Annotated in this window: 15 protein-coding genes; 1 reads left to right on the top strand and 14 read right to left on the bottom strand. The window is 51.9% G+C overall.

All coding sequences use genetic code 11. The features are described 5' to 3' along the window. Nucleotides 1-145: 145 nt before the first annotated feature. Entirely contained in the window at nucleotides 146-484 is a 339-nt protein-coding gene (locus MKX76_RS03840) for a four-helix bundle copper-binding protein (RefSeq protein WP_341033018.1), read from the bottom strand. 117 nt (nucleotides 485-601) lie between these two features. Next, on the bottom strand, nucleotides 602-1,642 hold the full coding sequence (locus MKX76_RS03835; RefSeq protein ID WP_341033017.1) for a CobW family GTP-binding protein: 1,041 nt from the start codon (nucleotides 1,640-1,642) through the stop codon (nucleotides 602-604). Between the two features lie 113 nt (nucleotides 1,643-1,755). Here MKX76_RS03835 and MKX76_RS03830 point away from each other — a divergent pair, with 113 nt between their 5' ends. Beyond that, nucleotides 1,756-2,280 carry a MogA/MoaB family molybdenum cofactor biosynthesis protein gene (locus MKX76_RS03830; RefSeq protein WP_007128664.1) on the top strand — a complete coding sequence of 175 codons (525 nt, stop codon included), beginning with the start codon at nucleotides 1,756-1,758 and terminating at the stop codon, nucleotides 2,278-2,280. 163 nt (nucleotides 2,281-2,443) lie between these two features. Here MKX76_RS03830 and MKX76_RS03825 read toward each other — a convergent pair whose 3' ends face one another. From MKX76_RS03825 to rny, 12 genes are all read right to left on the bottom strand, one after another. Further along, the gene (locus MKX76_RS03825) at nucleotides 2,444-2,971 is read right to left on the bottom strand and encodes a hypothetical protein (RefSeq protein WP_028405577.1); all 528 of its coding nucleotides are present in this window, start codon (nucleotides 2,969-2,971) and stop codon (nucleotides 2,444-2,446) included. 82 nt (nucleotides 2,972-3,053) lie between these two features. Beyond that, the gene (locus tag MKX76_RS03820; protein ID WP_341033016.1) at nucleotides 3,054-4,055 is read right to left on the bottom strand and encodes an acrylyl-CoA reductase family protein; all 1,002 of its coding nucleotides are present in this window, start codon (nucleotides 4,053-4,055) and stop codon (nucleotides 3,054-3,056) included. A 439-nt stretch (nucleotides 4,056-4,494) separates the two neighbouring features. After that, a complete protein-coding gene (locus tag MKX76_RS03815) occupies nucleotides 4,495-5,946 on the bottom strand; it encodes a nicotinate phosphoribosyltransferase (protein WP_213616437.1) in 1,452 nt (483 codons plus the stop codon). A gap of 58 nt (nucleotides 5,947-6,004) precedes the next feature. Further along, nucleotides 6,005-6,553 (bottom strand): cysteine hydrolase family protein, encoded by a 549-nt coding sequence (locus MKX76_RS03810; RefSeq protein ID WP_007128668.1) that lies wholly within the window; start codon nucleotides 6,551-6,553, stop codon nucleotides 6,005-6,007. Between the two features lie 64 nt (nucleotides 6,554-6,617). Next, entirely contained in the window at nucleotides 6,618-7,403 is a 786-nt protein-coding gene (locus tag MKX76_RS03805) for an NUDIX domain-containing protein (RefSeq protein ID WP_007128669.1), read from the bottom strand. Nucleotides 7,404-7,560: 157 nt separating this feature from the next. Beyond that, on the bottom strand, nucleotides 7,561-8,010 hold the full coding sequence (locus MKX76_RS03800) for a YlbF family regulator (protein WP_144866406.1): 450 nt from the start codon (nucleotides 8,008-8,010) through the stop codon (nucleotides 7,561-7,563). Between the two features lie 89 nt (nucleotides 8,011-8,099). Further along, nucleotides 8,100-9,659, bottom strand: coding sequence for a tRNA (N6-isopentenyl adenosine(37)-C2)-methylthiotransferase MiaB (gene miaB, locus MKX76_RS03795; RefSeq protein ID WP_341033014.1), 1,560 nt, complete (start codon nucleotides 9,657-9,659; stop codon nucleotides 8,100-8,102). Nucleotides 9,660-9,938: 279 nt separating this feature from the next. Further along, a complete protein-coding gene (gene pduL / locus MKX76_RS03790; RefSeq protein ID WP_007128672.1) occupies nucleotides 9,939-10,511 on the bottom strand; it encodes a phosphate propanoyltransferase in 573 nt (190 codons plus the stop codon). A gap of 178 nt (nucleotides 10,512-10,689) precedes the next feature. Then, a complete protein-coding gene (locus tag MKX76_RS03785; RefSeq protein WP_341033013.1) occupies nucleotides 10,690-11,652 on the bottom strand; it encodes a dipeptidase in 963 nt (320 codons plus the stop codon). A gap of 92 nt (nucleotides 11,653-11,744) precedes the next feature. After that, nucleotides 11,745-12,005, bottom strand: a complete 261-nt coding sequence (locus tag MKX76_RS03780; protein WP_006211249.1) for a stage V sporulation protein S — start codon at nucleotides 12,003-12,005, stop codon at nucleotides 11,745-11,747. Between the two features lie 130 nt (nucleotides 12,006-12,135). Further along, on the bottom strand, nucleotides 12,136-12,990 hold the full coding sequence (locus MKX76_RS03775) for a TIGR00282 family metallophosphoesterase (RefSeq protein WP_341033012.1): 855 nt from the start codon (nucleotides 12,988-12,990) through the stop codon (nucleotides 12,136-12,138). A gap of 66 nt (nucleotides 12,991-13,056) precedes the next feature. Then, nucleotides 13,057-14,598, bottom strand: coding sequence for a ribonuclease Y (gene rny, locus MKX76_RS03770; protein ID WP_028405587.1), 1,542 nt, complete (start codon nucleotides 14,596-14,598; stop codon nucleotides 13,057-13,059). Nucleotides 14,599-14,790: the final 192 nt, after the last annotated feature.

Raw genomic sequence — 14,790 nt, 5'->3', positions numbered from 1 at the left:
TCTTTTATACACTATATTTCGATCCGATGAAAGAAAAAAATCAGCGGGATCAGACAATATTGCTGTCTTATCATTCCATGAAATCAAAAAGCCCGATCTTCGATATCAGAAGATTGGCTTTCGGGAAATTAACATGGTCTTTGACTTAAAGCTGGCCGACCATCTCGCGGCATACGTCCGCACAGCGGCGGCATGCCTCGGCACATTGCCGGCAGTGGTCATGATCATGCTTCTCGCATTCTTCCGCGCATGCCAGACATGCTTTGATGCACAGCTCGCATATTTCCTTAACGAAAGGGCTGTTGCGTGACATTGCCTGTGCGGCAAAGGCGCAAATATCGGCACATTCGCGATCCAGCGCGATACAATCCCGCAGCATCGCGAGCTCGTATTCTTTCAGGCAGGATACATAACAGACGTTGCAAGCGTTCATACATTGGAGACATGCTTCGATGCATTCTTTATACTTGAGTTCATTGATCATGGATATATCCTCCTTGTAATTATAACGCTATGCCCTTGTATTAAACTCCCGAACACCGGTTGAATCACGCGCTGCGTCACGCGAGGCAGGGGCACGATTGATCTGCGCCTGCCGTTCCTAGACGGATGTACGCTTTCCTTCGAGCGCTTCAAGCTCCGCTTGCAGCACGGACTTGTTGAAATGCTCTCCGATAAACACCACGACATCCGGAACACGACCTTGAGGCGTGATCTTCATGAAATCCGATTCGCGAAATGCATACTGGAACAGGAATCGGCTGTTCGTATCGCTGAAGGTCAGTACCCCCTTGGCACGGTACACATCCCGTGGAAGCCCCGCTATGAAGTTCTCGAATTCCTCACTGTTGACAGGGCGGCTGAAGTAATATGTATAAGACATCACATGATCATGGGAATGATGGGAATGCTCGGCGTGACTCGATTCCGGCTGAATTTGATCCTCGACCCCTTCAGGTACGGCCCTGCCCTGCGGTTCATCCGCTTCTTGCTCGGCTGAATGCCGCGGCATCACCGGATGATTCTCGTGGTCCGGAAGGCTGCCTAGGAGCTCATCCAGATTCACGTCGCAGCGTTCGGTCGGCAAAATCGGCGCGTACGGGTTCCAGCGGTGCACGAATCGCTCCATCGCATCCCTCTCCGCCGCGCTCACCCGATCCGTTTTATTTAACAAGAGCACGGAGGCCGAGCGAATCTGCTCCTGCATCAAGCGGTACGTCTTCCCTTTTTGTTCGACGCTGAGGTGGAGCAGATGAGCGGTATCCACAACGGTTATCAGCTTTTTTACGTCCATTCGCATGTAGAGGGAAGCCTCGGCTACCGCATCCAAAATTTCCATCGGATTGGCGATGCCCGTCGCCTCGATCACGATGACATCCGGCTTCTCGTTCTGGACAAGCATGGCGATCTCCGATGTCAGATCAGCACGGATGGAGCAGCAAATGCAGCCGCTCAGCATTTCGGCTGTCGGTACATTTTCCCCGGCGATCAGACCATCGATATTCACTTCCCCGATCTCATTCATCACGATCGCAGGCCGCAAGCCCTGAGCCTTCCAGTAGGCGATCATACGTGATAGCAAGGTTGTTTTCCCGCTGCCAAGAAAACCTGATAAAATATATATGGGTGTCACATGTTCCACGAATATGTACTCCTTCTTGATCAACTTATCATTATGCTAGCGAGTGTACTACATTTCGGTGATCGATCGCAAGCTTCGCCGCCGCTTACATCTTTAAGAGGAGTAGTGATGACATGAACTCAGTTCAAGAGCATAAAGAGCAAGCCCCTGCCATCGTGCAGTGCATGGTTGTCACCGTCTCGGATACCCGGACCACAGACAATGACAAGAGCGGACAGCTGATGATCCGCCTCCTGGAAGAGGCGGGACATCGGATCGCTGCATACACGATCGTCAAGGACGATTATGAGCAGATCCGGGAGACCGTACGTACGGGCGTTAGCCGGCCGGATATCGATATCGTACTCCTAACGGGAGGGACGGGCATTTCCAGCCGGGATACGACCTATGAGGCCGTCTCCTCTATGCTGGAGAAGGAGCTTCCCGGCTTCGGGGAAATTTTCCGTTACCTCAGCTTTGCCGAGGACATCGGAACCGCTGCCATCTTGAGCCGTGCGATTGGCGGGACGATCCAAAATACGGCCGTATTCTCGATGCCTGGTTCCACCGGCGCCGTAAAGCTGGCGATGAATCGCTTGCTGCTGCCGGAGCTGACGCATATTAAGCAGGAATTAATCAAGCACGAGCCCAAACGCTGATACGAGCGGTTTATAGCCCTTAACGCAATGAAAGCTTCCGTCATGCTTTCCTCTAAGATTCTGGGCTAAAGAACAAGCGAAGCACGCGTTAAGGACATAGCAAGGGGCATCCCAGCGTCCAATTTCGGACCTTAAGGATGCCCCTCGCGGTTCAGGACATTTATTAACTGCCTGCACGACCGTCATGCTCATTAAGCAATTGAGGCGCTATTTTTTTGAACAGGCTGTAGTAGTTATCGGTCTTATCTCCTGTGGACGTGTAAACAATCGATGTCTCCTTGTCGCTGTAGATCAGGTTATGGCCCCCTCCTACGTTGACATCCCCCTCTTGTGCACCGTAGATTTCGTCCATCCCTTTTCGTCTGGCTTCCGGGCTCTGATAAATATATACCGTAATAAACTGACTGGCATCATTGTTGATTCGATATTGATACGTCAGGTTGCCGATGTCATCTTCAGTAAACGTTTCGTTGGTCAGCCGGATATGCTCTTGGCTGAAAGCGGCTTGAAGATCTTCAAGCAATCTGCCGTTTCGGCCGCGCCCCGCATTCCTTGCTTCCCTCGACCCTTCTTCATAGGCCTGCATGCTGTACAAGCGTGCTTCTTCCTTCGCGACCTGCTTGGAGCAGCCAAGTGTCATCGATAAAATCATACAGATGATAAGCGCGGCAACATATCGTTGGACCATCATGTTCACTCACCCTTTCATTAGGTCAAAGGCTTCCTTCCCATAGGATGCCTGCGGATGAGCAACATTATGCGGCCGGCCGCCATTATAATCGAACGACGCTCCTTCCGACCGCTTCTCCTGCCAGTATGGTCTGCAGCAGCCCCGGCAAATCGGTCAAGCCGTATTCCGTAATGCCTTCGGCAAGGACGGTTTCGGGCTTCCACTCGTCCGCAAGCTTTTCCCAAATCGAGGTTCGTACTTCCAGCGGACAAAATACCGAATCGATCCCTAGCAGGTTGATCCCGCGCAGGATGAACGGAAAGACGGTCGTTTCAAATGCCCCGCCGCCCGTCATGCCGGACACGGCAATGCTGCCGCCGTACCGGACGCTCTTGAGCAGCGAGCCGAGCTGGCTTCCTCCGACCGGATCCACGACAGCCGCCCATTTTTGGCTCGACAACGCTTTTCGGGAATCGGCTGCCGTCTCTTCCCGCGACAGGACGTCCTCTGCGCCAAGCCGCTTTAACCACTCGGCATGGCTGGTCTTACCCGTTGATGCTGTCACGCTGTAGCCAAGCCGGCTAAGGATGGATACGGCGAAGCTTCCTACCCCGCCAGTGGCACCGGTCACCAGCACAGGACCTTGATCATTCGACAAGCCGTTCCGGATCAAGGCAGCAATCGACAACGCCGCGGTAAAGCCGGCCGTCCCGATCGCCATGGCATCCCTCGGAGACAGTCCGTCCGGTAGATGAAGCAGCCAGTCCCCTTTGACCCTGGCATACTGGCTGAAGCCGCCCTCATGCGAAACGCCGAGCTCATACCCCGTGCACAGCACCCCATCCCCCGGCTTGAAGCCGGGATGCGTAGATTCAACGACCGTTCCGGCCAGGTCGATTCCCGGAATAAAGGGATACCTGCGGACGATCGAGCTGTTCGGGATGCTGGCCAGCCCATCCTTATAATTCACGCCGCTGTGGCTCACCTGCACGAGCACATCTCCCTCCGGCAGTTGATCCAGCCTTAAGCTTTCTACAGCACTTTGTACCCCTCCTTGATCGTCCTGACGGAGGACAAAGGCCTGAAACTGCAGAATCGTGTTCATCAGTATATCGCTCCTTCTCCTGATTCTTGCCCGAGAACATGGTACATCCGCTTCCGAGGGTGGACCCGGGCTCTTCCTCTTGCTCCCTAAACATTTAAACGCGTATACCTTTTTTCCCTTCTGCATCGTAATCGAAAAACCTGTCATCGCACCATGATTTATTTCATTCATATCATTAACGTATCCCGGTTTCTTGCCTGCCGCAAGTGAATCCAAATTGTCGAGAACATGTATAAATTCACGGACGATGGCGATTCCTGCGCTTTCCCGAGAAATAGCCTGATAACCGCTTTATCCTGGATGAAAAAAGCCGGTTAACAAATAACCTTTAGTGGATTACCTTTGAAGTTTTTAGAGCGAATGAGCGCTGGGGGCATGAAAAAGACGCTCCCTCAGAAGCAGTGCTTCGAAGGGAGCGTCATTATCATATCCGCAAATGTTATTCATCATGCTCCATAAACTCAGCCATCATCCGCTGCTTGACATCCCAGACCTCTTCACTCAGATTCACCCGATAAATCTCCGGGTTCAGCTTCCGCAAATACTCAGGCCAGAACTGATCAAGCTGTGCATTATGATAGCTGCGGATCTCCTCCAGCTTCGGCAGCTCGTAGACGAGCTCGCCGTCCTTAAAGATCTGCGTAAGCATCGGGATCGCATCAAAATTCCGCACATTTTTGCGCATGTAAGGATGAAGCGGATTGAACAGTTTCAGCTTGCCGCTCTCCGGCGGCATCGGCTCATCCGGAAAGCAAATATAATCGGCGATTGCTTTCCCGCTTCCCCGGGAAATAATCCGGTACACGTCCTTCTTGCCAGGGGTCGAAACCTTCTCGGGATTGCCGGAGATTTTGATGGTCGGCACCATCTTGCCGTCAACCTCCCGCTCGACAAGCTTATATACGCCCCCGAGCGCGGGCTGGTCCGCTGCAGTGATAAGCTGGGTTCCTACCCCCCAAGTATCCACCTTGGCTCCCTGCGCTTTCAAATCCATAATCGTCCCTTCATCCAAATCGTTGGATGCGACGATCCCTACATACGACAGCCCGGCTTCATCCAGCATTTTACGGGCCTGAATCGACAGATATGCCAGGTCGCCGCTATCTAGGCGGATCGCATTCATCCGTTTCCCTTGGGCTTCCAGTTTCTTGGCCGTGGCGATCGCATGCGGGATTCCGCTCTTGAGCGTATCGAACGTATCGACCAGCAGCGTGACTTGATCGGGCATCACTTGGGCGAAGATGTCGAAGGCCTCCTGCTCGCTCCGGAAGGTCTGTACCCAGGAATGGGCATGGGTGCCTTTCGTCGGAATGCCGAATTTCTCCCCGGCAAGCATGTTGGACGTTGCATGGAATCCTGCCAAATACGCTGCGCGTGCGCCCCAAACGGCCGCGTCCAGCTCTTGGGCACGACGTGTGCCGAACTCCAGCAGGATGTCGTTGCCGGCAACCTGACGAATCCGTGAAGCCTTTGTTGCGATCAAGGTCTGGAAGTTCATGAAGTTCAAGATTGCCGTTTCCACAAGCTGCGTTTCGAAGATGGTGCCCTCCACCCGGATCAGCGGCTCATTCGGGAACACAAGCGCACCTTCGGGCATGGAATGAATGCTTCCGCGAAACCGGAAGCTGCGCAGCTCATCCAGAAATTCCGGCTTATAGTTCTCCTCTTGTTTAGCCAGATAAGCGATATCTTCTTCCGAAAAACGCAAGGACTCGATGTAGTTCACGATACGTTCCAATCCGGCAAATACCGCATAGCCGTTCCCGAACGGCAGCTTGCGGAAATACGCTTCAAAGACCGCACGGGTTCGGTGGGAACCGTTGATCCAATGGGCATACATCATGTTAATCTGATATTTGTCCGTGTGAAGAGCCAATCCTGCTGTCTGCATAACCATCATCCTCCAAGTAATACCCGGCTATCCCGTGACGGGAAAATGTCGCCGTCCATTATTTAGCGTCGCTTCGTACGACTGCCGCTCCGAGACTGCCTTTAAAATGACCTAACGCCCACTCATGCCCCTGCGGATTAAAGCTTGCCACCGCATCCTCATAAACGGTAATCGCGTATCCGAAATTATAAGCATCCACTGCCGTATGCAGTACGCAAATATCAGTGCAAACCCCGATCAAATGCACCTCGGTAATGCCACGCTCCCGCAGCTTCTGATTCAGATTCGTACCGCAAAAGGCGCTGTACCGCGTTTTATCCATCCAATAAATGCGATCCTTATAACCCTCATAAACCTCCTGCAGCTCCCCATACAGGTCACGCCCGCGGGTGCCGCGGATGTTATGGGGCGGGAACAGCTTTGTCTCCGGATGGTATGGATCCTTCTCTTCATGAAGATCAACAGCCATCACTACAAAGTCTCCCCGTTCGCAGTACTGCTTCGTCAGCTTGGCAATCGTTCCTTGAATGTCTACGGCGGGAGCTCCTACCGGCAAGCTGCCGTCCACGAAATCATTCGTGAAATCTATCACGATCAAAGCCTTCATCATGACACACTCCTCTACAGAATGATGACATTGAATAAACACACCTGCACCTGATTCTTTAATCCTACGTATAAATCGACAACAACGGTACATGATCCGTGAAGCGATACAACTGCGCCGGCCGCTGGGAATACTGGTTGGAGCTTAGCGGTTTGCCGCTATCGTCCCGTACCTCTTCCAAAATCCCCTGCCGGCTGCGGGTCGACGTAATTTTGCGGATGAAATTCGGCTCCTTAAACTCAGGCACAACCGTCTGAATCACCTGGTACAGCTCGCTCAGCGTAAAAAATTCGGGCAGAAACTGCCGGGCGATCGTCGTCTGCAGCATCTGCTGCTGAATCTTCCGGTAAGCATCCATGATGATATCCCGGTGATCAAAGGCAAGCTCGAGCTCCTCCAACGCCTCGTTGATCGTAAACAGTCCGACTTCTTCCGCATCATCGGCTGCTTGCCGGTGCTCCAGCATCCATTCCTCCACCAGCGCATAGAACGCATGGCTGATAATCCAGCCGCGGGGATCGCGCCCCGGTGCGCTGTAGACGCCCAAATACTCCAGATGGCCGCCGTCCACGCCTGTTTCCTCTTTCAGTTCTCTCTTGGCAGCATCGTAAATGGACTCGCTCTCCCGGCAAAAACCTCCGGGCAGTGCCCACATCCCGGCGCACGGCCAGGATCTGCGGCGAATGAGCATGACCTTCAGCTCCCGAATCGGGAGGGTCTTGGTGAAGGTCTTGCGCTCCCGCTTCGTCAACGTAAACATCACGATGTCGGCAGGCACACCGTCCGGCGTTCTGTACTTCTTGGCACTGCTGCTTGGCGCCTGTTCATGATCCGTCATATCCATCACCATAATATTAATTTGATAATTTCATTATGACATATATAAAAATGATGTCAAGGATTTCCTTGCCAGGAATTGCAGATATGGATTACTATGCCCCAATTGCTGCATTTTCGATTCTTTAACGTATAAAAGGTGCGGAGTTCATATCCGCACCCTCAATGGTTTATCCGCAGCTGCTTGGCGGCGTGTCTTTCCCGGTTTCCACATTTACCTTTTCCGATACGGTGTCATGAATGACCGACACGACCAGCTGAAGCAGGTAGTTGATATCGCTTTGGCTTTGCTGGAATTCCGCGACCAGCGGAATGCTGTCTATCTCCTCCTGCAGCTCCTCGATCTCGCGTTCGATTTTCGCAACCATTTCCTTGTTCTGGAAGGTTTCAAATGCTACAATTTCCTTCTGCTTCTTCTTGATTGTCTTGATCAAGCTTTGAACGCGCTCGTGATTGCGGATTTTCTCCTCCGCTTTCTTGAACACCTGCACTTCCTCGCTGGTGGAGATCAGCTCGGCCAATTCTCCGGCTTTAGCCAAAATATCGTCTCGAATAATTAGCTCTCTTGTATTATAGGTCTTCATACCATAAGTGTTCGTACGACCATGTTCGTGTGCCAAGGTTCATCGCTCCAATTCTTAGTCATCTATATAAACCCAATTTTGTCTTTCCTGTAAGAAAACCGGGCGATCGACAGTAACATGATTACTTATACAGCATCAGAGGCCGGCACCGGATCAGCGATTAGATCGCCTTTAATATACCAGGTCTTCGTATCGGTCACTTTCACTTGAACGAAGCTCCCAATCAGGTCAGGGGAGCCTTCGAAATGGACCAGCTTGTTGCTCCGCGTCCGTCCGGACAGCACGGAATCGTTATTTTTGCTGATTCCTTCCACGAGCACCTCCACGGTGGCTCCAAGCAGCTGGTCATTGCTCTTGCGGCTGAACTCATTAATAACCTCATTTAAGCGCTGCAGCCTTTGGCTCTTAACCTCCATCGGAACGTTATCTTCCATGACGGCTGCCGGCGTGCCTTCACGCGGCGAGTAAATGAAGGTAAATGCCGAGTCATACCCCACCTCGCGTACGAGCGATAAGGTTTCCTCGAACTGCTCATCCGTCTCCCCAGGGAAGCCTACGATGATATCCGTCGTTAGAACGACATCAGGGATAGCCTGTTTAATCTTCCGAACGAGCTCCAGGTAGCTCTCGCGTGTATATTTACGGCTCATCCGCTTCAGCACCTGCGAGCTGCCCGACTGCACAGGCAGATGGATATGCTCCACCAGGTTGCCTCCCTTGGCGAGCACCTCGATCAGATGATCGTCGAAGTCTCTCGGGTGTGACGTCGTAAACCGCACGCGGGGGATATCGATCTTGCGGATATCGTCCATCAAATCGCCGAAGCGGTATTTGATATCGGTGAAATCCTTGCCGTAGGCATTCACGTTCTGACCAAGCAGCGTAATCTCCTTATAGCCTTGGCGGGCGAGCTCCCGCACCTCGGCGATCACGTCCTCCGGACGGCGGCTGCGCTCCTTACCGCGCGTATATGGGACAATACAGTATGTACAGAATTTGTCACAGCCGTACATAATGTTAACCCAGCCGCGCAGTCCTTCCCGTTTCTTCGGAAGGTTCTCAACGATATCGCCTTCCTTCGACCATACCTCAACGACCATTTCCTTGCTGAACAGCGCTTCTTGAATCAAATGCGGCAGACGGTGAATATTGTGCGTGCCGAAGATGAGATCCACGAAGCCATGCTTCTGAAGAATTCGGTTCACCACCGCCTCTTCCTGCGACATGCATCCGCACACGCCCAGCAGCATATCCGGTTTCTCGGTCTTCAGATGCTTCAAATGGCCGAGCTCGCCGAATACTTTATCCTCCGCGTTCTCCCGGATTGCGCAGGTGTTGAGCAGAATGATGTCCGCCTCTTTACGGTCTTCCGTTGGCTGATAACCCATTTGCTCGAGCAAGCCTTTAATCGTCTCCGAATCGTGCTCGTTCATCTGGCAGCCGTAAGTATAGACGATGTAGTGCTTGCCCGCACCAAGCTGCTTGAACTCTTCCGGCAGCGCCGTATCGTACAATACCTGCACGCTCTCTTTGCCGCGCTGTTTTTCCTGTCTATGATTAGGCTCCGACAGAATATTGATTTCCCGGCCGTTAATCCGGATTCTCTTGCCATGCTCGTCTTCCGAGAGAATCTTCGCACCTGAAAAATCAAAATACTTGGAGTAGTCCTTACTTTCCTTGGACATGCTAGGTCACTCCTTAGATCCGCTATATCTCTGGTTTCAAAATTCATCCTGCAGTATCACAGCCTGTTCGCGCTAGCAGCCTTGGCTGCCCGATCTTTCGAAATAGCAAAGCAAGTAGCCGCAGATGCGGAACAAGACTTCAATAGGCACTGTTTTAAATTATATCATGATCTTTATAGCGAAGCTACCACCGGAATATCCGTAAATGTGGACGGCGAACGTTAAAAAAGCCCGAATCGACTCCCATCGATTCAGGCTTATTCTTTATCACAGTATGATTTAGTCTATAATCTCGGCCGTATCGCCTGTTTTAGCACCGGCTGCGTTCGCTTCATCCGTGTCGATGTGCATATCCAGCGCATAGTTGTCGGATACGCGGGCGATGACATTTTCCAGAACCAATCCGCGCTCTCCGCCAAGGCGCACCTTCAGCATATCTTTATCCTTGATTCCCCATTTTTCCGCATCGGAGGTATGGAAGTGAATATGACGGGCTGCAACGATAACCCCTTCGTCCACGGTGACTTCTCCGGCAGGGCCCTTAATCGTAATACCCGGCGTGCCGGCGATGTTGCCGGATTCTCGGACTGGAGCCTTAACGCCGATCGCAAAGGAATCAGTGCGCGAAATTTCAAGCTGGGTCGCAGGACGGGCAGGTCCCAAAATTCTCACTTTATCGAATTGTCCCTTCGTACCAATCACAGCAACCGTTTCATTCGCTGCGAATTGTCCTGGCTGGGACAACGGCTTCATTTCGGTCAATTGATATCCAGGGCCGAACAATGCCTCGATATGCTCCTGGGTTAAATGAATATGGCGGGCGGATACACCCACAGGTACAGTTTTACTCATCTGACTCACTCCTTGTTTTCTCTATATGCTGTACATGCCATTGTCTATTATACTCTCTATTACCCAAAAATAAAAAGGGAGCCGCTCATTTACGGCCCCCGCTTCGCATGGATTTGCATGGTTGCTACAAGATTGTCAAAGTTTTTTCAAATGGACCAGCAATGACGCTGCTTCTTAATCACAACTTAGATTCCGCTTTCGATGGCAGGTTGCCCTCCAGGAAACGGAGCGCATGGCCCGACATCCATCCCCGCACCTCATCTTCCGGGTAATATTTCAGCAGGAGCTCCTGCAGGGCTGGATAGTGCCCGGGATGCGCCAGTCCTTCAACCCACCGGTCAATCCCATCGAAATCCGATCCGAACATCAAATGCTTTGCTCCGCCAAGCTCGCAAATCTTCTCAATATGCGGAAGCAGATCCTCCGGCCTCACCTGCTGGCCATCACTGCGTATAAACCAAGGCACGAATGTAATTCCAATTCGACCGTCCAAGGTAATAAGCGCTCGTATTTGGTCGTCCCGCAAATTGCGTGGATGCGGACAGATGGTGTAGGCGTTCGAATGGGAAGCGATGACGGGACGGCTCGTCAGCTCCATTAGCTCCCAGAAGCCGGCCTCGGACAAATGGGACACGTCCAGCACCATGCCGATCTCATTGCACAGCCTCACCAGCTCGCGCCCCCGCTCCGTAAAACCGCCGTTTCGGGACTCCATCGCTCCATCCGCCGCCCAATTGGCATAATTCCAGGTTATCCCCATGCAGCGCACGCCCAGTTCATAACACAGCCTCACATAGTGGAGATTCCCTTCCAGCCCGTCAACTCCCTCTAGCGACAGCAGGCCATAGCGGTGCTTCCCGCTCCCTTCTCTAATCGCCTGAACCTGCTCCTTCCAGAGCAGCGGCTTCACAAGTTCTGGTTCCGCAAGGCGTCTTCGAAACACTTCAATCTGCGCAAGCACCCGTTCAAACGACGGCCGGCCGTACTGTTCCGATACGAACACGGCAAACACCTGCAGATCAACATGACCCTGAATCATTCGCTCCAGGCTGACATCCAGCCTCGGATCGTCCTTAAAGGAGGCGCTCGAATCCTCCCATAATTTGCTTAAGGCGTCACAGTGAAAATCAACCGTCTTCATAACAGCTCAGGCCTCTCCCTTCAGGGCTTGGTCACAGCAAAAAGCCTGTTTACTCGAAAAAAGGGTAAACAGGCTATACCTCACTTCAAACTCTATCTAGGCTCCACAATTAATTTAATTGCCGTTCGGTCTTCGCCATCAATCACAATATCCGTAAAAGCAGGGATACAGATCAAATCCACCCCGCTCGGTGCTACAAATCCCCGGGCTATCGCAACAGCTTTAATGGCCTGGTTCAGTGCTCCCGCCCCTATCGCCTGCAGCTCTGCTCCCCCACGTTCCCGAAGAACTCCAGCTAGCGCCCCTGCAACCGAATTGGGATTGGATTTTGCTGAAACTTTTAATACTTCCATGGTAAGTACCTCCCCTGGGAATGTTGAGTGATGGTTTGCTTCCGCTTACTAGATGTTATTCGTGAGAGGGGAAAAAATTCCTGCTTTTTGCCATTCGTTCCTATTTTTCATTAAACGGATTTCACCGCTTTTAATCCATTCGCCATTCATCTTCGTACATGCGGATTTTTTCAATCCGGCGCGCTTTGCCACTCGCTTCGTCCAGCTCGGCAAAAACGGCATGGAACTGCCATTTCCCTTCATCGACCTGGAAACGGGCAGGAAGCTGGGTTTTGAATTTGTACAACACCGCTTCTCGCTGCATGCCGAGGATTCCTTCTTTGGAGCCGACCATACCGGTATCAGTGATATAAGCCGTTCCGCCAGGCAAAATGGTGTCGTCATTGCTCTGTACATGTGTGTGGGTACCGACGACCATGGAAGCACGTCCGTCCATATGCCAGCCCATCGCGATTTTCTCCGATGTCGCTTCCGCGTGAAAATCGACAAGAATGCACTTCACCTTCTGACGGAGCTCGTCCACGATGTCATCTGCCGCCCGGAAGGGGCAGTCGATCGCCGGCAGAAACGTCCTGCCTTGAAGGTTCACGATCGCCAGCTGCTTGCCGTTGGCTTTGATTACCGTATACCCTTGCCCCGGGGTTCCCGGCGGAAAATTCGCCGGCCGAACCATTCGCGGCTCATCGTCAATGAATTCAAAAATGTCCTTGTTGTCCCACGTATGGTTGCCCATCGTAATGCCGTGAATGCCCCAATTGAAAAACTCGTTGGCGATGGCCGAGGTGATCCCCCGCCCTGATGCCGCATTCTCGCCATTAGCAATGATGATATGCGGATTGTACTTCGACTTCAGTTCCGGCAGGGATGCTTTCAACGCTTTTCGCCCCGTGCTGCCAACGATATCTCCGATAAATAAGACGTTGATGTCAATCACTCCTCTAACAGGAAGCTTCTGCAAAACTTGAATATAGGCTTCCGATTCCATTGCGTTCTTTTCTTCTGTAAAGATAAAAAGTGGCCGTTATAGCGGCCACTTTCTAAATTCGATGCATTATTTCGCGTAATCCACCGCTCGGGTTTCCCGGATCACGGTGACCTTGATATGCCCTGGGTAATCCAGTTCATTCTCAATCGTCTTGGTGATGTCGCGTGCCAAGCGGAATGCTTCGGCATCGTCGATCTTGTCAGGTTGAACCATGACGCGAACTTCACGGCCCGCTTGAATCGCATAGGATTTCTCCACGCCTTCAAACGATTCGGAAATTTCTTCGAGCTTCTCAAGGCGTCTAATATACGTCTCCAGCGTCTCTCTGCGTGCTCCCGGTCTAGCCGCGGACAATGCGTCAGCAGCACCTACCAGCATCGCAATCACGGAAGTTGCTTCGCAATCCCCGTGGTGAGAGGCAATACTGTTGATAACCACCGGATGTTCCTTATACTTCTTCGCCAGCTCCACGCCAATTTCAACGTGTGAACCTTCCACTTCATGATCCAGCGCTTTACCGATGTCATGCAACAGTCCTGCTCGCTTCGCAAGAACGATGTCTTCGCCCAATTCGCCAGCCATCAGACCAGCCAAATAGGCGACTTCCATGGAATGCTTCAGCACGTTTTGCCCATAGCTTGTACGGAATTTCAGTCGTCCCAAAATTTTGATCAAATCCGGGTGCAGACCATGTACGCCAACCTCAAAGGTTGCTTGTTCTCCGTATTCGCGGATGCGTTCGTCAACTTCCTTACGGGATTTCTCCACCATTTCCTCGATACGTGCCGGATGAATCCGTCCGTCCGCCACCAGCTTCTCGAGCGCTGTTCGCGCAATCTCGCGGCGAATTGGATCAAATCCGGACAATATAACAGCTTCCGGCGTATCATCGATAATAAGGTCAATCCCTGTGAGGGTCTCAAGCGCACGGATGTTCCGGCCTTCACGTCCGATGATCCGGCCCTTCATCTCTTCGTTCGGCAGCGTAACTACAGATACCGTCGTTTCAGCCACATGATCAGCCGCACAGCGCTGAATCGCCAGCGTAATGATCTCGCGTGACTTCTTGTCGGCCTCTTCCTTCGCCTGCTGCTCGATCTCTTTGATCATCTGAGCGGTTTCGTGACGAACTTCCTGCTCGACATTGCTGAGAATAATGCTGCGAGCATCCTCCATCGTCAGGTTGGAGATGCGCTCCAGTTCCGTTGTTTGCTTCTTGTAAATCGCATCGATTTGCTGCTGGGTCTCTTCAATTCGTTTCTCTTTGTTCGCCACCTGTTCTTCTTTACGTTCCAAAGATTCTATTTTTTTATCCAGCGACTCTTCCTTTTGCAACAATCTACGCTCCTGCCGTTGTATTTCATTACGGCGCTCACGAGTGTCTTTTTCAGCTTCGGCTCTGATTCTATGGACTTCGTCTTTAGCCTCAAGAACCGTTTCTTTCTTCAATGCCTCTGCTTCCTTCTTTGCACTTTCAATAATCTGCAAAGCGGCGTGCTCGGCACTGGAAATTTTAGCTTCTGCAAGGGATTTGCGAATAAAATAACCGAACCCAAAGAATATAGCGGCTACAACGAGAACGATTATGATCCACCAAATTGGATGCATCTGATCACCTCCTCGTTGGTTCCTCCAAGGCATTCCTTGGGAAATGTGCAATTGTCAGTTACTCATTCATACATAAAATACCGGCAGCTGCCTGCCGTCCATGCTGCGTGCATCTCTTTGCCCGCATATTCCGCTTGAATCCAGCGGAATTCATTTCACTATGAATTAGCGATAAAATGAATCTTTCACAAA

Origin of the sequence: Paenibacillus sp. FSL R5-0810, from assembly GCF_038002285.1 — a bacterium.
GTDB classification, from domain to species: Bacteria; Bacillota; Bacilli; order Paenibacillales; family Paenibacillaceae; genus Paenibacillus_AQ; species Paenibacillus_AQ lactis.
This window is presented reverse-complemented; position numbering and strand designations above follow the sequence as displayed.

What these genes read in the sequence shown, in the direction of transcription:
- MKX76_RS03840 (WP_341033018.1), bottom strand. Translation starts at nt 484, where the DNA reads ATGATCAATGAACTCAAGTATAAAGAATGCATCGAAGCATGTCTCCAA.
- MKX76_RS03830 (WP_007128664.1), top strand. Translation starts at nt 1,756, where the DNA reads ATGAACTCAGTTCAAGAGCATAAAGAGCAAGCCCCTGCCATCGTGCAG.
- MKX76_RS03825 (WP_028405577.1), bottom strand. Translation starts at nt 2,971, where the DNA reads ATGATGGTCCAACGATATGTTGCCGCGCTTATCATCTGTATGATTTTA.
- MKX76_RS03820 (WP_341033016.1), bottom strand. Translation starts at nt 4,055, where the DNA reads ATGAACACGATTCTGCAGTTTCAGGCCTTTGTCCTCCGTCAGGACGAT.
- MKX76_RS03815 (WP_213616437.1), bottom strand. Translation starts at nt 5,946, where the DNA reads ATGCAGACAGCAGGATTGGCTCTTCACACGGACAAATATCAGATTAAC.
- MKX76_RS03810 (WP_007128668.1), bottom strand. Translation starts at nt 6,553, where the DNA reads ATGAAGGCTTTGATCGTGATAGATTTCACGAATGATTTCGTGGACGGC.
- MKX76_RS03805 (WP_007128669.1), bottom strand. Translation starts at nt 7,403, where the DNA reads ATGGTGATGGATATGACGGATCATGAACAGGCGCCAAGCAGCAGTGCC.
- miaB (WP_341033014.1), bottom strand. Translation starts at nt 9,659, where the DNA reads ATGTCCAAGGAAAGTAAGGACTACTCCAAGTATTTTGATTTTTCAGGT.
- pduL (WP_007128672.1), bottom strand. Translation starts at nt 10,511, where the DNA reads ATGAGTAAAACTGTACCTGTGGGTGTATCCGCCCGCCATATTCATTTA.
- MKX76_RS03785 (WP_341033013.1), bottom strand. Translation starts at nt 11,652, where the DNA reads ATGAAGACGGTTGATTTTCACTGTGACGCCTTAAGCAAATTATGGGAG.
- MKX76_RS03780 (WP_006211249.1), bottom strand. Translation starts at nt 12,005, where the DNA reads ATGGAAGTATTAAAAGTTTCAGCAAAATCCAATCCCAATTCGGTTGCA.
- MKX76_RS03775 (WP_341033012.1), bottom strand. Translation starts at nt 12,990, where the DNA reads ATGGAATCGGAAGCCTATATTCAAGTTTTGCAGAAGCTTCCTGTTAGA.
- rny (WP_028405587.1), bottom strand. Translation starts at nt 14,598, where the DNA reads ATGCATCCAATTTGGTGGATCATAATCGTTCTCGTTGTAGCCGCTATA.